The organism is Gottfriedia sp. NPDC057948, from assembly GCF_042887255.1.
Classification (GTDB): Bacteria; Bacillota; Bacilli; order Bacillales; family Bacillaceae_G; genus Gottfriedia.
This window is the reverse complement of record NZ_JBHVPN010000016.1, coordinates 95,495-115,152: the sequence shown is the minus strand read 5'-3', so window position 1 is coordinate 115,152 and position 19,658 is coordinate 95,495. Positions and strand designations below refer to the sequence as shown.

Annotated in this window: 17 protein-coding genes; 11 read left to right on the top strand and 6 right to left on the bottom strand. The window is 31.8% G+C overall.

Annotated features, from left to right (window positions below; all coding sequences use genetic code 11):
• The first annotated feature begins 540 nt into the window (after positions 1 to 540).
• From ACFVRR_RS19535 to ACFVRR_RS19505, 7 genes are all read left to right on the top strand, one after another.
• A complete protein-coding gene (locus ACFVRR_RS19535; RefSeq protein WP_069035316.1) occupies positions 541 to 846 on the top strand; it encodes a PTS sugar transporter subunit IIB in 306 nt (101 codons plus the stop codon).
• A gap of 22 nt (positions 847 to 868) precedes the next feature.
• Positions 869 to 2,185 carry a PTS cellobiose transporter subunit IIC gene (gene celB, locus ACFVRR_RS19530; protein WP_097978232.1) on the top strand — a complete coding sequence of 439 codons (1,317 nt, stop codon included), beginning with the start codon at positions 869 to 871 and terminating at the stop codon, positions 2,183 to 2,185.
• A 142-nt stretch (positions 2,186 to 2,327) separates the two neighbouring features.
• Positions 2,328 to 2,684, top strand: coding sequence for a PTS sugar transporter subunit IIA (locus tag ACFVRR_RS19525; RefSeq protein WP_387331905.1), 357 nt, complete (start codon positions 2,328 to 2,330; stop codon positions 2,682 to 2,684).
• Positions 2,685 to 2,701: 17 nt separating this feature from the next.
• Positions 2,702 to 4,033: a 6-phospho-beta-glucosidase gene (locus ACFVRR_RS19520; protein ID WP_387331903.1), complete on the top strand. Its 1,332-nt coding sequence runs from the start codon at positions 2,702 to 2,704 to the stop codon at positions 4,031 to 4,033.
• Positions 4,030 to 4,737 (top strand): chitin disaccharide deacetylase, encoded by a 708-nt coding sequence (chbG, locus tag ACFVRR_RS19515; protein ID WP_387331901.1) that lies wholly within the window; start codon positions 4,030 to 4,032, stop codon positions 4,735 to 4,737. The genes ACFVRR_RS19520 and chbG overlap by 4 nt, the downstream gene beginning before the upstream one ends.
• Positions 4,738 to 4,903: 166 nt before the next feature.
• The gene (locus ACFVRR_RS19510; RefSeq protein WP_387331899.1) at positions 4,904 to 6,163 is read left to right on the top strand and encodes a helix-turn-helix domain-containing protein; all 1,260 of its coding nucleotides are present in this window, start codon (positions 4,904 to 4,906) and stop codon (positions 6,161 to 6,163) included.
• Entirely contained in the window at positions 6,160 to 6,312 is a 153-nt protein-coding gene (locus ACFVRR_RS19505) for a hypothetical protein (RefSeq protein ID WP_176522634.1), read from the top strand. The genes ACFVRR_RS19510 and ACFVRR_RS19505 overlap by 4 nt, the downstream gene beginning before the upstream one ends.
• Positions 6,313 to 6,453: 141 nt before the next feature.
• Here ACFVRR_RS19505 and ACFVRR_RS19500 read toward each other — a convergent pair whose 3' ends face one another.
• Positions 6,454 to 9,480 carry an efflux RND transporter permease subunit gene (locus ACFVRR_RS19500; protein WP_387331897.1) on the bottom strand — a complete coding sequence of 1,009 codons (3,027 nt, stop codon included), beginning with the start codon at positions 9,478 to 9,480 and terminating at the stop codon, positions 6,454 to 6,456.
• Positions 9,481 to 9,808: 328 nt separating this feature from the next.
• Between ACFVRR_RS19500 and ACFVRR_RS19495 the strand changes: the two genes are divergently transcribed.
• Both ACFVRR_RS19495 and ACFVRR_RS19490 read left to right on the top strand, forming a co-directional pair.
• On the top strand, positions 9,809 to 11,521 hold the full coding sequence (locus ACFVRR_RS19495; protein ID WP_387331895.1) for an ABC transporter ATP-binding protein: 1,713 nt from the start codon (positions 9,809 to 9,811) through the stop codon (positions 11,519 to 11,521).
• 378 nt (positions 11,522 to 11,899) lie between these two features.
• A complete protein-coding gene (locus ACFVRR_RS19490) occupies positions 11,900 to 13,288 on the top strand; it encodes a hypothetical protein (RefSeq protein ID WP_387331892.1) in 1,389 nt (462 codons plus the stop codon).
• 57 nt (positions 13,289 to 13,345) lie between these two features.
• On the opposite strand, the gene ACFVRR_RS19485 is transcribed toward ACFVRR_RS19490, so the two are convergent.
• A complete protein-coding gene (locus ACFVRR_RS19485) occupies positions 13,346 to 14,257 on the bottom strand; it encodes a bifunctional helix-turn-helix transcriptional regulator/GNAT family N-acetyltransferase (RefSeq protein ID WP_387331890.1) in 912 nt (303 codons plus the stop codon).
• 211 nt (positions 14,258 to 14,468) lie between these two features.
• Between ACFVRR_RS19485 and ACFVRR_RS19480 the strand changes: the two genes are divergently transcribed.
• Positions 14,469 to 15,215, top strand: coding sequence for a TerC family protein (locus tag ACFVRR_RS19480; RefSeq protein ID WP_387331888.1), 747 nt, complete (start codon positions 14,469 to 14,471; stop codon positions 15,213 to 15,215).
• A 61-nt stretch (positions 15,216 to 15,276) separates the two neighbouring features.
• Here ACFVRR_RS19480 and ACFVRR_RS19475 read toward each other — a convergent pair whose 3' ends face one another.
• From ACFVRR_RS19475 to ACFVRR_RS19465, 3 genes are all read right to left on the bottom strand, one after another.
• Positions 15,277 to 15,912, bottom strand: a complete 636-nt coding sequence (locus ACFVRR_RS19475; protein ID WP_387331886.1) for a FusB/FusC family EF-G-binding protein — start codon at positions 15,910 to 15,912, stop codon at positions 15,277 to 15,279.
• A 150-nt stretch (positions 15,913 to 16,062) separates the two neighbouring features.
• Complete coding sequence (locus tag ACFVRR_RS19470; RefSeq protein ID WP_248267930.1) at positions 16,063 to 16,326, bottom strand: CD3324 family protein; 264 nt, start codon at positions 16,324 to 16,326, stop codon at positions 16,063 to 16,065.
• 305 nt (positions 16,327 to 16,631) lie between these two features.
• A complete protein-coding gene (locus ACFVRR_RS19465) occupies positions 16,632 to 17,534 on the bottom strand; it encodes a LysR family transcriptional regulator (protein WP_387331884.1) in 903 nt (300 codons plus the stop codon).
• A 538-nt stretch (positions 17,535 to 18,072) separates the two neighbouring features.
• Here ACFVRR_RS19465 and ACFVRR_RS19460 point away from each other — a divergent pair.
• Positions 18,073 to 18,759, top strand: a complete 687-nt coding sequence (locus ACFVRR_RS19460) for a helix-turn-helix transcriptional regulator (RefSeq protein ID WP_387331882.1) — start codon at positions 18,073 to 18,075, stop codon at positions 18,757 to 18,759.
• A gap of 67 nt (positions 18,760 to 18,826) precedes the next feature.
• Here the strand turns inward: ACFVRR_RS19460 and ACFVRR_RS19455 are convergent, their stop codons facing one another.
• Positions 18,827 to 19,591, bottom strand: coding sequence for a DUF2935 domain-containing protein (locus ACFVRR_RS19455; RefSeq protein WP_387331880.1), 765 nt, complete (start codon positions 19,589 to 19,591; stop codon positions 18,827 to 18,829).
• Between the last annotated feature and the right edge of the window lie 67 nt (positions 19,592 to 19,658).

The window sequence follows — 19,658 nt, the reverse complement described above, 5'->3', positions numbered from 1 at the left end:
AAGAAATTAAATAACCTTAGCCCTATTGAATACAGGGCTAAGGCTGCTTAAAGTAATACCTTTTTTATAGTGTCTACTTGACAGGGGTAAGTCCATGTAACTTAAGTCCTCTATTTAATTTTAAATAATAATGACGATAAAAAAAGGAAATGGTTTGAGTTAAACCCATTTCCTTTTTTACTAGATTTAAAAATGGAAGGATTTCAAACTAGCATTTCAGCGCAAAATACATGCATTATTTAGTACAAATGCGAGACTTTTTTCAGGTAGTTTAAATGCAAATTCCTGTCAGTTTAGTCTAACAAGTTATCATACTTTAGGCTTGTACAAAGCTTTATTTTAAGCGACTTTAGGAGCAGGAAATTATTGCGTTCAATTAGTGGAAAAATATTTTTTATATTTGTCCTAATGTCCAAAATGGCGAATATATATTTCTTGAGATTAAAATTCTAGAGGGAGAGAGGTAAGGGGTAAATTCTGCTTGTTAGTAGAAGTTTAATTGTATTGTAAGCGTTTTCTTTAGAGAGAAAGGGGGATTAAATGAACATATTATTATGTTGTGCTGCCGGTATGTCTACAAGTTTATTAGTTACTAAAATGGAAGCTGCTGCAAAATCTGAAGGAATCGATGCAAGGATTTGGGCAGTGAGTGCTAATGATGTTAAAAATCATCTTGATCAAGCAGATGTATTACTTGTAGGTCCCCAAGTAAGGTATCTACTCCCACAATTAAAAAAAGAAGGTTTACAAAAAGGAATACCAGTTGATGCCATCAATCCGGTTCATTACGGGATGTGTAAAGGAGCAGAGGTCCTGAAATTTGCAATCGATTTAATAGGTTCATAATTTCATTTAGGGGTGATTTGTGATGGCCAACTTTACTCAAATGTTAGAAGAGAAAGTAATGCCTATTGCTGGAAAAATTGCAGGTCAAAGACACTTGCAAGCATTACGTGATGGAATTATTTTAACACTGCCTCTTATTATTGTCGGTTCTATTTTCTTAATCTTAGGCTTCTTACCGTTTGATGGATATCCAGATTTTATGGCAAAAACATTCGGTGCCGCTTGGCAAACAAAGCTTCTTTATCCAGTAAGTGCTTCATTTGATATAATGGCGCTCATTGCAGGATTTGGTATCGCATATCGACTCGCTGAACATTATAAAGTAGATGCATTGAATGCTGGTGCGATCTCGATTGCTTCATTTATTTTATCAACACCATACTTCACAATGTTTACACCAGATGGGGCAACTGCTGCTATTAAAGTAGGCGGAGTACTACCTATGGCGTTTTTAGGAAGTAAGGGTCTGTTTGTTGCTATTATAATTGCGTTGTTCTCAACTGAAATTTATAGATGGGTAATTCAAAGGAATTTTGTTATTAAGATGCCAGAGGGTGTACCACCTAGTGTAAGTAAATCATTCGTTGCATTATTTCCTGCATTTCTAGTTATTTTCTTAGTATGGATCATTCGTTTATTAATTGAACATACACACTATGAAACCCTGCACAATGTGGTTGGGGATCTATTACAAGATCCACTTAGTAGACTTGGTGGATCATTAGCTGGCGCGCTAATTGCCGTATTATTAATTCAATTATTATGGTCAGTTGGTTTACACGGTGCGGCAATTGTTGGTGGTGTAATGGGTCCAGTATGGTTAGCAGCAACTGATGCAAACCGTTTAGCTCTTCAAGCTCATCATGCAATGCCAAATGTTGTTACACAACAATTCTTTGATATCTTCATCTACATGGGTGGTTCTGGAGCAACAATTTGTTTTGCACTTATGATGCTATTATTTGCAAAGAGTCAGCATGCAAAACAACTAGGAAGGCTATCGATTGGACCTGGTATTTTCAATATTAATGAACCAATTACGTTCGGTGCGCCTGTAGTAATGAATCCATTGCTTTTAGTTCCATTTATTCTAACGCCATTAGTACTTGTTGTAACCACATATATAGGAATGAAAACAGGATTTGCTCCTAAAACACATGGTATTGCAATCCCTTGGACGACTCCACCAATTATCGGCGGTTGGCTAGCAACTGGAGGTAACTGGAGAGGCTCTGCAATGCAATTAATTAATCTTGTTATAGCGTTCTTAATTTACTTCCCATTCTTTAGAATGTGGGATAAACAAAATTTACAAACTGAGCAAGGCTCACCAAAATAAGAAATGCTTAATGCATAAAGGGGCTTGCTATCTAGCAGGCTCCCAAACTTTTGGAAAGAGCTCGCTTTCAATCTGTCAGGATACAAAAGTTTTGATTCTTGGTAAAAACACATGAAGCTTGCCAATAGGCAGGCTCTTGGTATTGTTTTCTTCCATTCTAATAAAGGGTGTGATTCTAGTGACAAAAGAAGAATTGTACAACCTTTCCTTTCAGTTAATCTTGCATAGTGGAAATGCTAGAAGTCTTTCAATGGAGGGAATCTATGCAGCAAAAGAAAAGAATTTTGAGCTAGCTTTTGAGAAGCTTGCAGAGGCAGATCGCGAGTTTAGTCAAGCACATCGCTATCAAACTCAATTGATTCAGGCAGAGGCTGGTGGACAAGATTTTGATACGCCAATTCTATTAATTCATGCACAAGATCATTTAATGACAGCAATGACGCTTAAAGATTTAGCAAGGGAGATTATTGAACTGCGGCAAGAAGTAAGCAACCAATAAAAGGAGGGTTACATAGTATGAGTAAATCAATCAAAATTGCGACAATTGGTGGAGGATCAAGTTATACTCCAGAGCTAGTAGAAGGTTTTATTAAACGGTACGATGAGCTTCCATTACGAGAGCTATGGCTTGTAGATGTTGAAGAAGGCAAAGAGAAATTAGAGATTGTTGGTCAATTAGCAAAACGAATGTTTCAAAAGGCAGGTCTTCCTGTAGAAGTTCATTTGACACTTGATCGAAAAAAAGCACTTAAAGATGCTGACTTTGTTACAACTCAATTTCGCGTTGGTTTGTTAGATGCGAGGGCAAAGGATGAGAGAATACCTTTAAAATATGGTGTACTTGGTCAAGAAACAAATGGACCAGGAGGATTATTTAAAGGTTTGCGAACAATTCCAGTCATTTTAGATATTGTAAAAGATATGAAGGATCTATGTCCAAATGCGTGGTTAGTTAATTTTACAAATCCTGCTGGTATGGTTACTGAGGCGGTACTTCGTTACACTGACCATCGAAAAGTAGTCGGTTTATGTAATGTCCCAATCGGAATGGAAATGGGAATTGCCAAATTATTAAAAGTTGAGCATTCTCGTGTACGGATTGATTTTGCTGGATTAAATCATATGGTTTATGGGTTAGATGTATTTGTTGACGGCGAAAGTGTAAAAGATCAAGTCATTGAATTATTAACGAATCCAGAAAACTCTAGTTTTGTTAAGAATATTCAAGGATATGGATGGGAACCTGAGTTTCTTCGTGCTTTAAACGCACTACCTTGTCCTTATCATAACTATTATTATAAAACGCGTGAAATGGTTGAAAAGGATATCAAAAATGCCGAAACTGTAGGAACTCGTGCTGAAGTTGTTAAAAAATTAGAGGATGATCTTTTTGAACTTTATAAAGATCCAAATCTATCAATCAAACCACCTCAGCTCGAAAAACGAGGCGGGGCTTATTATAGTGATGCAGCGGTTCGCTTAATTTCTTCTATCTATAATGATAAAGGTGATATTCAACCGGTTAATACGATGAATAATGGTTCGATTGCTAGTATTCCCAATGACTCAGCGGTAGAGGTAAGCTGTGTCATCACAAAGGATGGGCCAAAACCAATTGTAATGGGAGATCTACCGGTATCTGTAAGAGGGCTCGTTCAACAAATCAAATCATTTGAAAGAGTTGCTTGTGAAGCCGCGGTAACAGGTGACTATGACTTGGCCATTCTAGCATTAACGATTAACCCGTTAGTTGCATCAGATAAAGTTGCTAAGGAAATTGTTGATGAAATGCTAGAAGCACATAAAAAATATTTACCTCAATTTTTTAAAGAGGTGAAAGTTAAATGATTAAACTAATTGTGAATGCAGACGATTTTGGTTATTCAAGGGGAATTAATTATGGAATAATTGATGCACATAAAAATGGAGTTGTTAACTCAACTACCATGATGATGAATATGCCCGGCGTAAGTCACGCTGTAGAGCTAGCAAAAGAAAATCCAAGTCTTCAAGTAGGGATCCATCTTGTTTTAACTTGTGGAAAGCCACTTTTAAATGATGTTCCAACACTTGTTAATGGAAATGGTAACTTTAAAAGTAGACATGAGTTCTTTGAAGATAAAAATATATCACTAGATGAATTAGAAAGAGAATGGACTGCACAAATAGAAAAATTCTTAGAATCGGGACTAAAACCAACTCATTTTGATAGCCACCACCATGTTCATACCGTGCCTGATTTTTTACCAGTCGTACAGAAGTTAGCTCAAAAATATAATTTAAGTGTTAGACGCATTTCTGAAAATGCTTTACAAGGAATCACTCCTTTTACGGATATTTTTCTTCATGATTTCTACGGGGAAGGCGTGACAGATGACTATTTTGAAAAGATATTAACACGGGTTCAGGACGGTCAATCTGTTGAAGTCATGTGTCATCCTGGGTATCTTGATTACGAGATACTAAACAATTCTTCCTACGCTAAAGATCGAGTAAAAGAGACGCTAATTTTATCTACTGTTAAACTACCAAAAGAGATTGATTTATTATAGATAATTATTTACTAGCATAGAGTCTGAATTCGACTCTATGTTTTTTTTGGTATATATATATAATTAGAGTTTTATAATCTTGGGAAAAAATGTAAGATGAAATAGGAGTAGTTTTACACTATAATGAATATTAATAATATTAAAATAATATTTAAGGAAAATACCTATGAAAATTGGAAAAATTATTAATTACCATCGAAAAAAACAACAGATGACACAAGAGCAGCTATGTGATGGAATTTGTTCAATTTCTCATTTAAGTAAGATTGAGAACAACTCAAAAGAGGTTAATATTGAAACTTTAAACCTATTGTGTATGAAGTTAGGAATATCAGTTGAAGATGAAAAAAATAAAGTTAGTCATATAAAAATAAAACTACAGGAGTTCTATGACGCAATTGAACGACTGCATCATAAAAAAGCAAATACACTCTATCAAGACCTAACGGAATATAAGGAATTTGTCCAGTATACGGAATTGCTTTATGTATATGAGTTATACATGCTAAGGTATACTTTGTTTTTAAATCAGGTCGATTTGGCAGAGCAAATAATTGAAAAAATGGGTCAAAATACGAAGATGTTTTCTGGGTTTGAACTATTTGTTTGGAATGTATTAAATGCAATTTTTAATCATAAAAGGAATAATTTTATTAAATCTTTAGACTTACTAGAAGAAGTAAAAGATTTAAGGAAACTGTATCGAGATGACATAACTGAATATTTTTATTTAAAATCCTTAATGCATTGTAGATTAGGACAATCTGCATTAGCAATCTATTTCGGTAATAAAGCACTAGAAGTTTTCAAAAAAAGGAATAATATTATTAGAATGTTAGATGTGAAAACAATTTTATCAATTCATTTAACTGAAACAGGTGAATATGAAAGAGCAGAAAATTTATTAAAAGAAATACTAGATGATGCAGAATTAATTCAAAACACAACAATTGAAGAAATGGCTTGGCATAATTTAGGTTTTTTATATGGTACTCAAAATTTTTCAGAAAAAGCGTTGGAGTGCTATTATAAATCACTTGCATTAATAGAGAAATATACTGAGAGTTATTACCTTACATTAGGAAATATTGCTACTCATTTGCTAAAACTACAAAAAAATGAACAAGTTGTGAATATGCTAGAACATGAACTAGTGTCATTCGAAGATACAACAAAATTAGAATATGTGAAATTACGAGTATTATATTTTGAAGCAAAAAACGAAGAGAAGGCATTAATCCGGTATTTAATGTCAGACGGCTTACCAATTATGGAGAAACGCGGTAATCGAATGAAGGTTTATGAATACAGTGAACGAATAGCCGAATATTACCAAAGAGAAGGCGACCCACTTTTAGCTAATAAGTATTTACAAATCAGTTTACATCAAATGAAGAAGACACATAATAAAGGAGTTCTCAGATGAAAAAGAAGATTAAACTTATTGCTCTTTCTCTAGTTATGACTGTGCTGGTGAGTGTAGGAATAAATACGATTCAAAGCCATCATTCGCCAAACAATGAAATTTACGCATTCAATAAGAAGGAAGATGATCCAAAACCTCCAGGAAGTTGATGGTGGTATAAACAAGCACAAGGTTAATTCATTTTCCTTGTGTTTTTTATTTGAATTAAGGCGAGATCGTAAAGTGTTTGTGACAGATCTTTAACTAAAAATAAGGGATATCTCAAAAACATCGAGATATCCCTTGTTTATTTACAAACTTACTGGTTTACTAGTATCTTGTTGTTTACGCTGTTTTTTAGATTTTCTAAAATAAAGTAATTCATAAATAACAGGGATGACAATTAGTGTTAATAATGTTGAAACAGTTAATCCGCCAATTACGACAACTGCAAGGCTTTGGGATACAAGGCTACCGGTTTCGGCTTTTTTGAATAGTAATGGTAACATTGCACAAATTGTAGCTACAGCCGTCATAAGAATTGGTCGAATACGAGTTACTGCAGCATCGATAATTGCTTCACGTAGAATCATCTGTTTTTCTTTTTGTTTTACTCGATCTAGTAATACGATTGCGTTTGTCACGACAATTCCGATGAGCATGAGTGCTCCTAATAGTGCAGTTGGTTCAACTGAAATACGACTTATAATTAATCCAAGCACAGCTCCGATCGCCGCTAAAGGTAAAGAACATAGTATAGCAATAGGTGCACGGAATGTTTTAAATGTAATAATCATGATTAGGAAAACTAATCCGATAGAGACAAGCATGATCATATATAGATCTGAGAAATCTTGTGATTGCTGTGCAAGGGCACCACCAATGTATACATTTACACCATCAGCAATTTTCATGCCTTTTGATTTTTTATCTCCAAAAATAACTTTATTTAAATCTGCATTAATTTTTGAAAGCTTATCTGGCTTTACTTCGGCAGATATACTTAAATACGGATCGCCATCTTTATGATATAGATTAGTAGACTTTTCTTCGACTTTTAGTGTAGCTACTGATGATACTGGAATCATTCCAGCTTTAGTCATAATCGGTACTGATTTAATATCCTCAGGTGTTTTAGGATCTAATATTGGTTCAAGATAAACATCAGTCGGTTGTTGATCAATCGTAACTGTTCCAAGTGGCGTTCGATTCAACATAACAAATAATTGTTGAGATAGTTGCTCAGCATTACCTTTTGAAGGGTCAACCTCTAATGAATAAACAGTTTTTTTATCTTCCTCATTTGTTGTTACCTTTTTAACCCCATCAATATTTTTGATTTTATTTTTAATTTCACTTGCGGTATTCTCTAAATCATTTAAATTATTTCCGACAACATCGATCGTAATTTGAGTTTTAGAACCTCCAAATAAACTAGATGCCATCGTACTTAATTCTGCATCCGCATAGTTAGATTTTTGCGTATTGATTTTCTTTACAACTTGATCAGTCAGTTTTTTATCATCTAATGTAATTAAATAGATTGCTTGGGTAGAAGAGCGGACATCTCCATATTTTGCAGCATCAGCTGTACTACCTAATTGAGTATAAACTCCTTTTATTCCTTTTTGTTCAAGAATATACTTTTCTAATTTAAGAGTATTTTCTTTTACTTTTTCGACGGGTGTATCACTCGGATACGTTAAAGTTGTTTGAACAAAATCTGAAGAAGAATTATCTGTTGCACCTTTTGGCATAGCGAAGTAAGTACCAATTGAGCCGACAAATAATAAGAATGAAACGACTATAATTACCCATTTATGATTCAAAGACCAAGTAAGAACTTTTTTATATCGTACTGAAGGATTATGAGCTTTTAATTTAGCCTTTTTAAGGAAGAATGCACTTAATAATGGAACGACGGTCAATGCAACAAACAATGAAGCTAATAAAGAGTAAGTAATGGTTAAGGCAAATGGAAGCATGAAATCTTTAAGTCCCGTGCTAATAATTCCTATCGGTAAAAATACAGCAACAGTCGTTAAAGTAGAGGCTGTAATTGCACTTCCGACTTCTTTCGTAGCATCAATAATCATTTGAACTGAAAATTTCTCTGATTGAGTTTTTCTAAAAATATTCTCAATAACGACAATACTATCATCAACTAATCGTCCAACTGCTACTGCTACTCCACCGAGTGTTAAAACATTCAGTGTAATGCCAGACTCTGCAAGTAAAAATAATGTTAAACATAGCGATAGCGGAATGGAAACAATGGTAATTAGTGTTGAACGTACATTTCTTAAGAATAACATGATGACAATCGTAGCAAATAATGCACCAAGTAAAACTTCCTTAATCATTGCATGTACAGAAGTTTTAACCATATCTGATGTTGCGACCATGACATCTGAATTCATATTTTTATATTTTTTATTTAAGTGTTTAGTAGCTTCTCTTACATCCTTTGTAATACTAACTGCATTAGAATTACTATCCTTCGTGACGATTAATAATAATCCGTCTTTTCCGTTGATTCTTGTTAGATTGTTAGCTGGCTTTTTCACTTCAACAGTTGCAATATCAGCTAATTTAACATGATCAGCGACCGTAAGATTCTTTACTTTGTCTATATTATCTAAATTCCCAACGACTTTAATATTACTAGTTTTATCATTTATAATACCCTCGCCAACTGAAACTGCAGAATTTTGGCCGCGAATAATACCCATGACAGTTTCTAGTGATACTTTATTCTGTGCTAGCTTCGCATTATCGATTTTTACAGAAACAAAAGATTTTTCTGTACCGTATGTTTGAACGTCAGCTACGCCTTTTATGTCTTTGAAATAGGGAAGAACTTTTTTGTTTGCAAAATCAATATTATTCGGACTTAATCCATCCTCGAAAGTGATTGCAACATCTGCGATAGGGATCATGGAAGTGTTTAATTGAACAATTGTAGGTTTACTAACATTTTGAGGTAGTGTGACTTTATTTAAAGATTCTTGGACTTCTTGTTTAGCGTCCTTCATATTTGTTCCTGATTCATAATATACATCAATTTTTGAAAAACCATTGCTTGTGCTTGAATAAATATGACTTTTTCCCTTCACACCAGAGACAGCACTTTCAATCGGAGTAGTTACTTGATCCTCCATTGTTTTCGAATCAGTACCTTGGCCCATAACAATGACAGAAACAATTGGTTGGTCTGCAGCAGGTAAGAATTCCATTGGAAGCTTTTTATAACTTAATACTCCAATTAATAAAATGAGAACGGATAAAAAGGTAATGGCGGCTTTATTATTAAAGGCCCATTTTGTAAACCACGACATTCATGTTTCCCTCCCTTATGGTAAAAATATCCAGTAACACACAAGTTGAATCGTAACACACTAATGTTGAAAATAAAATACATTTTATTTAGAATTTACAAAATATTTAAGAGCACAATTCGACATTTGAACAGGTAAATGAATTAGTACATACTTTATTAAAATATGAGACAATTAGTCTTTTATACTTGTTTAATGATATTCAGTATTACGATATTTTTGTTGGTTAGTTGGAAAATTCTGAAATAATAGCACACTTAAATCACATGTGGTAAGGTATTAACATCTAACGAACTAGATTAATCAATAGAATTCGAGGTGCAGTATTTTGATTAAACGATTTTTTAGTTATTATCGCCCGCACAAAAAGCTATTCTATATAGACTTTTTCTGTGCAATATTAGTAGGATTAATGGAGCTTGGATTTCCTTTAGCAGTATCTTGGTTTATTGATAAACTGCTGCCAGAAGGGAATTGGAGTAAAATTATCTCGATTAGCATCGGACTTTTAGTACTTTATTTAGTAAGTTCTGGTATGCAATTTGTTGTGAATTATTGGGGGCATAAACTTGGTATTAATATTGAGACTGATATGCGTCGTGAGTTATTCAATCATGTACAACGTCAATCTTTTCGTTTCTTTGATAATACGAAGACTGGTCATATAATGAGCCGTATTACAAATGATTTAATGGATATTGGTGAATTAGCGCACCATGGTCCAGAGGATTTATTTATTGCAATTATGACCTTCATCGGTGCGTTTTGGATTATGCTAGCAATTAATGTGAAGCTTGCATTAGTAGCAATCATAATCGTTCCATTTTTAGTCTGGTTAATTTCATACTCAAACATGAAAATGAATAATTCATGGAGTAAAATGTATGGAAATATAGCGAATGTTAATGCGCAAGTTGAAGATAGTGTTTCAGGCGTAAGAGTAGTTCAATCTTTTACGAATGAACAATATGAAATGAAACGATTTAATAAAAATAACCAATACTTCCGTAAAACGAAACTAAAAGCTTATAAAGTAATGAGCGTGAATTTATTAGGAATCTATGTATCTACTCGTTTAATGACACTTGTTATTCTAGTTTTTGGAGCTTGGTTAAGTTTCACGAAAATTTTATCGTATGGAGAATTAGTAGCGTTTATTTTATATTTAAACATTTTATTTAAACCGATCGATAAGATTAGTGCATTACTTGAATTATATCCAAAGGGTATGGCGGGCTTTAAACGTTTTACTGAATTGATTGATAATGAGCCAGACATTGTAAATACTCCTGATGCAATTGAAGTAATTAATTTAATAGGGGATATTAAGTTCAAAAATGTTTCATTTGGTTATGAAAACAAACGTAGAATCTTAAATGATCTTTCCTTCTCTATTGAGGCCGGTAAAACAATTGCCTTTGTAGGTCCTTCAGGAGCTGGGAAAACTACAATTTGTTCATTAATTCCAAGATTTTATGATGTTTTAGAAGGTGCAATCACAATTGATGGAATTGATATTCGAAACATGACGAAGGAATCATTGCGATCAAATATCGGAATCGTACAACAGGATGTCTTTTTATTTACAGGTACATTAAAAGAAAATATAGCTTACGGTAAGTTAAATGCAACCGGTGGTGAAATAGAAGAAGCAGCTAGAAAAGCCCACTTAACTGACTTAATTGCTTCATTGCCTGATGGTTATGAAACTCAAATTGGAGAAAGAGGATTAAAGCTTTCTGGAGGACAAAAACAACGATTAGCAATTGCTAGAATGTTTTTGAAAAATCCACCAATCCTAATATTAGATGAAGCTACCTCAGCATTAGATACAGAGACAGAAGCAATTATTCAAGAGGCACTGAATGATTTATCAAAAGATCGAACAACATTAGTTATTGCTCATCGACTAGGTACAATTAAAAAAGCGGATCGAATTTTAGTAATTACTGAAGAAGGAATTGCTGAAGATGGTACGCATACAGAACTACTATCACAGGAAGATGGGATTTTTGCTAGACTTCATGCTCATCAAATGTAACCCATAAAACATTTTTTAAGAAGGTGTTTTGTATTGAATGAAACGATGGGTTATAGAAATGATTTGGAAATGGATTTAGAAGGATTTTTAGGTAGGAACTTATCTTCTTCATTTTCTCCGTAAAGTGGGGAAAAAGAATTTGAGCCATATCGAACTGCACTTGCAAGTTTATTTAATAAGTATAATTAAAATGGGAAAATCATCTATTCTTATATTACTAAAAGTTATTTAGGTTTTGTGTAGATAGAAGGAATGTGGGGCAACGTATGTTTTTTGCGTTGCCTCTTTATTATTTATTTTGTAATAATTAAAGAGAAAATAGATCTTTAAACTTTTATTGGTAAGAGAATGTCATTTAAATGAGGAGATAAACTAACAATGAGCAAGCAATCTACGGTAAATAAAGAAAAGAATTTAAAACAAATACTTTCTACTCTTAAGAAAGAGGAATTACTTACAATTGTTCTAGACTTAGCTGAGGAAAATGAAGAAATTGAAAAAGGATTATTATTTAAGTATTCATCAAATGAAGACGTAAGATTGAATAGCAAAAAATTAATTAAGGAATATATCAATCAATCTAAATATCGAGGTTTTATTCCGTGGAATAAATTAGGCGATGCATTGCAAGGTGTTTATATGACGTTAGATAAAGCGAGACAAATGCTTTTAGAGGAAGAGCCCGATACAGCAATTTCATTATGTTTAATTATTCTTCCAGAAGTATTAAACATGATGAATTATAGTGATGACTCTGGGGGCTTCATAAATCCGGTTGTTTCAAATAGTTTGGACATTATTAATGATGCAGCATATTTTGTAAGCTATTTAGATGAAAAACAACAAGAGTCCTTTTTTATGAAGATACTAAAAGAGGCTGAGCATTCACGATACGACGATTGGAGTGAATGGAGATATAGTCTATTAGAGAGTTGCATTCATTTTTGCAGTATTGAAAAGTTAAGAAACAAACTTGAAAATAAACTTGAAAAACTTTTAAGTGAAATAAAAGGTGATTCTTGGAGTGCAAATTACAATAAAGAAAATATAAAGTTACTTCAATATCAAATTATTGAACAATATGATGGATTTGACGATGCAATGCAGTTCGTTTATAAAAATATAAAGTTAGGTGAATTTAGAGAAAAAGCTATTGATCACTTAATTCAATCAAATGATTATTTAGAGGTATTGAGGCTTTGTGAGGATGGAATAATTGAAGATCAAGAATATCGTGGACAAGTTAAGAAATGGAAACAATATCAATTAGTTGCCTACGAAAAGCTTGAAGATAAAAATAAACAATCTGAGTTACTTTTAGAATTTATTTATGATAACCATTTTGAGTCTTATTCAAAGTTGAAAATGCTTTATCAACCAAGTGAATGGCCTAGTGTTTTAGAAGAAATATTAACTGAATTAGAAAAGCAACGCTATATTCCTAATATCTATGTTGAAATATTAATTGAGGAAAAAATGAGTGGAAAATTACTTCAATATTGTAAATCTCATATTTCTTCAATTAAAAAACTTTATCCGCATTTAGTAGAAGAATATTTGGAAGAAACAAGAGAAATCTATGCAAAACTAATTGAAGTAGAAGCAGGACAAGCAACTGAACGGAAAATGTATAAAAAAGTTTGTAAAACAATCGTAGAGTTTAATAAAATTTTTGGTAGCCAATACGCTCAGAATATTATTAGTGACTTTAAACAAAAATACGTTAAAAAACCGGCATTTATTGATGAATTAGGTAAATTAAAATAAGTGGAAAATTAGAAGGTCAATCCATTTAATGGATGACCTTCTTTTCAAATATTTTGTTTATGAAAACACTAAATCCCATCTTTCCTCAATTAACTCAGATCCAGTCCATTCGAAGTTAGGTTTCTCTTCAGTTAAAGTAAAGTTATATTTTTTATAAAGATAACGTGCGGTCTCTAATGTGCTTACAGTCCATAAAAATACATGTTCGAATTGGTTTTCCTTACAGAAGTTGAGTGCTGTTTCGATTAGCTTTTTACCGATACCTAATCCTTGGTATTTTTCATCTAATACAAACCATCTAAGCTGTGCTACTGACTCATTTGCTTTCGTAATAGCAATTGATCCGACGATTTCTCCATTTACTTCTGCGACCCAAAGTTCGCCTCCGTTAGAATTCAATATAAATTCGCTTAACCCTTTCATTACATAATATTCAAATACACGACCAAATTGGTAGGTTGTACTATAAATCTTTCCATGAATATAAGCGACGTACCCAACATCGCCAGGTTTAAATGGTCGAATTGAAATTTCAGGAATAGATGTCTGATTTAAAGAGAAAATGGATTCAATTGTTTCCATTGATTTTACTAGTTCTTTTACTTCAGGAGTAGAAAGGCTTTGAATCATACTTTCTACGCCAATGTTCGCATCATTAACCAATTTATTGTAGATTTCGTTTCCTTTTGCTGTTAAATGCAGAGTATATTGACGTTTATCTTCAGGAGATTGGATTTTTGAAATGATGTTTTCGTCATCAAATCGTTGAATAATGCGACTTAAATAACCGCGATCAATGCCGAGTTTTTCGATAATATCTGTGGCAGTACATCCGTTGTTTTCGTTGATTTCTGTAATGATTCTGGCTTCAGTTAATGGAAAAGGGTGATTATAGATTTCTTGATCAATTTTTCCCAATACATTGGCATAATGTCTGTTAAATTTGCGTATTTTTTCAACATGATTCATATTTTTCTCACCTTCAATATTCTGAAATTTTAGATTACTAATAATATAAAATAAAAAAGTTGACTAAGTCAACTAATTTGAAGCTAATAAAAATGTAAATGGAGAAAATTGTACTAGAATATTCAAAAATTTGGATAAGGAATTTATAAAAAAGGGAATATAATTAAAAAGTGGTTAAAAAAGTTAAAAGTAAATTAAATAGGGGGAAAACATGGAACTATCTTTGTTATTAGAGTACGGTTGGGTATTAATTATTCTAATTTTATTAGAAGGTTTATTATCGGCCGATAATGCACTAGTGCTTGCTGTTATGGCAAAACATTTACCAGAGGAACAACAAAAGAAAGCAATCAATATTGGTTTACTTTTAGCTTTTATTTTTCGAATCGGTGCCATTTTTATTATTTCATTTCTATTTAATGTATGGCAGGTTCAAGCAATCGGAGCGGCATATTTAATTTTCATCGCATTAAAGCATTTATTTAAAAAGCATGATGATGATAAAGGAAAAAAAGGAAAAAGCTTTGAGATGACAGTTGCTCAAATATCATTAGCAGATATTGCATTTGCGGTTGATTCTATTTTAGCAGCAGTAGCGCTAGTAATTGATCTACCTAATACAAAAATGGGTAATATAGGTGGCATGGATGGAGCTAAATTTATCATCATTGTTATTGGAGCAATTGCAGGTTTAATCGTTATTCGCTTTGCGGCAGGTATTTTTGTTAAATTGCTGACAACACGTCCAAGTCTAGAAACAGCAGCTATGCTTTTAGTTGGATGGGTAGGGGTTAAACTACTAATGCATACTTTGGCACATCCATCTCTACACATTATTTCACATCATTTCGTTGAAGGACCAATCTGGAATACGATTTTCTGGTCTGTCATGCTATTAATCGCTTTAGGTGGTTGGTTTCTCTCTAAAAAGAAATCAACAGATACTAACGTAGAATAAATGATAATTAATAGAAAAAAATCGCTTAGGTTTGTAGCACTAAGCGATTTTTTAGTTTTCACTACTTAACCAACATAATAAAATCATGCAGTTTATTTAGCGACATTATATTTTGATTACATACTTGGCTATCCTTGCAAATGTAATTTCCTCTTTGGGTAAAAGTACCTTCAATTTTCCCTTTTGTTTTTGTCATGAATAATCCTAAATCACCGTATTTATTACATATTGTACAGTTGCCTCTTTTTTTCATAGGATTAAAAGTACCTTGTAAACCAATAAGTTTGTCATTTAAATATGTGACAATAAACTTTGAATTAGAGCCTAAGTCATCCCATCCAATATATGTTGTCTCAACTAAATCAATATTTTGTAATAAAGGAAGCTTTAACTTTTTAGCTTTAGGAAAAAGCTTTTTGATGGATTGTTCTGATACTTCTTTAAAAGGAATTATATAAGGCTTTAGACGGTTCAGTAAAACATCTGTTTGATCAGAATTTTTAATTGTGCTAACTGGACTGAAGAGTAGATGTTGATCTTCAGTTAGTTCAGGAAATAAACCTAGTATTTTATCATTAACTAGTGAATGTAAAGCATTTAAAACGGTTTTATCATTTACTGTAGAATGTCCATTTGTTAGGACTTGAAGTTGATGTCTAATAAAATTATATTGTTCTGTTCTAATAAAAGGTTTCATTTATATCACTCCTAATTTGAGAGGAAAGTTCGATTTATAACTTAACATCTTTAATTTACATCAAAATAGTGAATTTATATATGTTGAGTTTATGTAAGAAACAAATTTGCCATAAAAAAACACTGATGAGGTTATCAGTGTTTTTTTCATTTATTTAGTATATACAATTTTTTTTATTGTTTCGATTGAGAGAAAATATTCTTTCGCTAAGTGCTCAATTGATTGACCGTTTTTAAATGCTTCTTTAATTGCTTTATTTCGATTATCAATTAGCTTTCTTGTACCTGAACGTGAGCCCCATTTTTTGTGAACTTTTTCAGATTTTGGAATATAAAGTGTTTCTCCCTGTACGTATTTTTGTATTTCCAATAATAACTTTTCAGGTAAAATAGCAGTTGCTTTTATATATGCCATCTTTGCCAGCCCCTTATTCTTATTTAGTAAATAAGGTGCAAAGCCGTTGAATCAGAACTGCTTACTTGGGCGATTAGTAAAACCTACCCATGCAAAGTATCGCCTTTCTAAATCTAGGCTTTGCATGGGATGTTGATTTATCTGACAAACTAACAGTATTTGTCATAATAGATCACCTCCTAAAGAAATCATGAAAACTTTTTATTTATTATAAATTATATCTGATCAGATTGCATTTGTTACTTATGAATAATATGAAAAAGGAATAGAAAGCCTTATAGATGGATTGTTCCTATTCCTTTTCATTATTTATTTAACTGAAATAATATGTGTTTAATAATCTCACTGGATGAACTTGATAACCCATGTTCTCGAGAATAAATAGCCCATATATCCTGATAGATGTAATTCGTTTCATCAGTATATGTAATTGGTATTACCTTGAGTTCATCATTACGAAATGTTGGGTAGTTTTTTACTGTAAACTCATGAATAAAAGAAAAACCAGCACTTTCCTTTACAACGTTTAATAGTAGTCTAGGATTATTTGTCGTTAAGATAACATGATTCGTAATACATTTTGAAAACTTTTTTACTATGCCATTTTTTGTATTTTTTAATATTACTATTTTCTCATTATTTAAATCTGCAGGTGTTACATATTCATAATTGAATAATTTAGAATTCTTTCCAACTACTATACCTACTCTAGCTCTACTGATTAACTTTTTACCCAATTTTGGATATTTATCTAATTCTTCTTTCTCTATTGGTAGGAAACCAACATCATAACGATCTGGATTAAAACTTTTTAGTAACTGTTCTTGAAGCATTTCCTCGACGTCAATTGTGATTTGAGGATTTTCTAAATTGAAGTTTGTTACTGCTTCTTGAAAAATATCAAAAAATGCTGTTGCTGCAACGATTTTTAACTGTTTTTCCTTTTTAATATTTAAGTTAAAAAGTTCCTCATTTAATTGCTTAATATTCGATAATATATTTATTGCTTTCATTATTACAATATTTCCTTCAGGTGTAGGAGTAGTTCCGACTCTTGAACGATTAAATATTGTTATATTTAATTCTCTTTCTAGTTGTGAAATAGATTGGCTTATAGCTGATGTAGAGATATATAACTTTTCGGCAGCTTTAGATATTGATTTTTCACTTGCTACATAAACAAGATACTCTAATTGTTCGAAATTCATAGTAATCTCCTAATAATAAAAAATTCTAATACAAGTAGTAATTTAAGAACATAAAAACTTAAAAGATAGTGGACATCGTTGGTTATATTTTAGTCATTTCATTAATTTTTGAGGAGCTAATAAAATTATAGTGTGGATACAGTATGAAGGAACACTTAAAATAAGAAAACAGTTTAATGATACACCTTTTTTAGTGGAAAATCTTGTGCATAGTTAAATTTATATTATTAAAATAATTCTTGAATTTTGTAAGAAATCTCTTTTTACTAAAAAAGCAATAAGTTGAAACGTTACAATGTAAAATATTTCCTTGGGAAAATTATAGTAATAAAAAATATCTGTACATAGATATCATAATATAAGACCGTAAGTTTTTGAATCTTTTATTTCAAGGATTTAGTTTAAATTTTAATAAGAATAATTTTTTGTTTAAGAAGTACTTAACTTTAATTTCAAAAATATTAAATTTATTTAATCAATTCAAATATGTACAATACAAATGTTGCTATAAAAAATTTGCAAATTGGAGGTGGCAGTAATGTTAGCAAAATTAGTTCCAAATCATCCAAGAAATAATAATACTGTTATTTTTGTTGAAAATTCGCTTTTCGTTGCGGGGATTCGTACAATATTAGAATTTAATCAAATAAATGCTATTAAAATTAATTTAGAAGATAGTTTTTCTTTTCAGGAAATAAGTAATTCAATTCTTATAACTCAAGTTTCGGGAGAAGAAATGGTAAAGTATGCAAGAAATATTATGTTACATGATGATTCTACGAAAATTATTACCATTAAAAACTCTTTAGACTTTTATGAAATAGATCGTTTATTGAATGTAGGAGTAAAAGGTATTTGTTTAACAGATGTTGACGAGGCATATTTAGTGAATACTGTTAAGCTAGTACAGGGTGGACAATTCATGGTAGATAATCGCTATACAAATGAATTGATAAAAGAATACAAGTTTCTCAAGGATAATTCAATCCATTTTATGCCGCCCAATGATTCATATATAAAAGAGCTCCTTACAAATAGAGAATACGAAATACTTCACCTTTTAGTAAAGGGATTTTCGAATATCCAAATTGGTAAGGAATTATTTATTTCGAATAAAACAGTCAAAAACCACGTCGCCAATATTTTGATGAAATTAGACGTTCCAGATCGCTTAAATGCAGTCATAAAAGTAATCAAAAATAACTGGATTTCAATAAAACAATAGTTTAGATAAAGTAAAAGAGCACTCTATTTAACACATCATATTACGTGTTAAATAGGGTGCTTTAATTTTAATTATTAATAGATGAAGATTCTTCTAATTTTTTTAAGAAATACATTTCTTCTCTGTACATATGATCTGCCATTAAAGCAGAAAAGTTACTTAACATTTGGCTTGAGATATCTAATTCTTCAATTTCTTTTAGAAATATTTGAAATAGCTGAATTTCTAATTTTACGTCTTGATTCATTCTTTTTAATGCAGGAAATGTGCTTAGTTTTGTACGTAAATATCCGGTCAATTCTACTGCTTTTAGATAAAAGTGTTCAAAATGCTTTGTGAATTCATGACTTTTCTTTCTTAGCATTTTTTCTGTACCATCCAGATTCGTATAAATGGCATCTGCATGACCTGCCGCATCTAGCACCCATAATAAATGATGATGAAGTTCATTGAAGACAGGTGGGATTTGATTTTGTTTTAAGTAGGATAGTACTAATAAATATTCTTCCAATTCATTAACCATATGGTTTAAAAATGTAGGTGTTAAGTAAATCGTAAAATTAGCATCAGTAATATGTTTCGTTAGCAATGAAAGTTTAAATTCGCGTAGTGCTAAAGCACTTTTTTCTGCTTGAATTGTAATCTCGCTCATATTTTCATTGTTATTTACCCTAGTAAATAAATTATTAAAAATGACGTAAAATGATTGTGCAATCTTAATTTCTTCCTCTTGCTTAGACGGTAAAGCATCCAATATAAATTGGGAATGATCCCTTAACACATGCAACCAAAACGAATGCTCAAAATTGGCTGTTTGTAAAACATCCGGCATATAATCCCCCCTATAAACTCTACAAGGTAATTATATTAATGGATGTCCTAAAATATTGCAGGAAGTG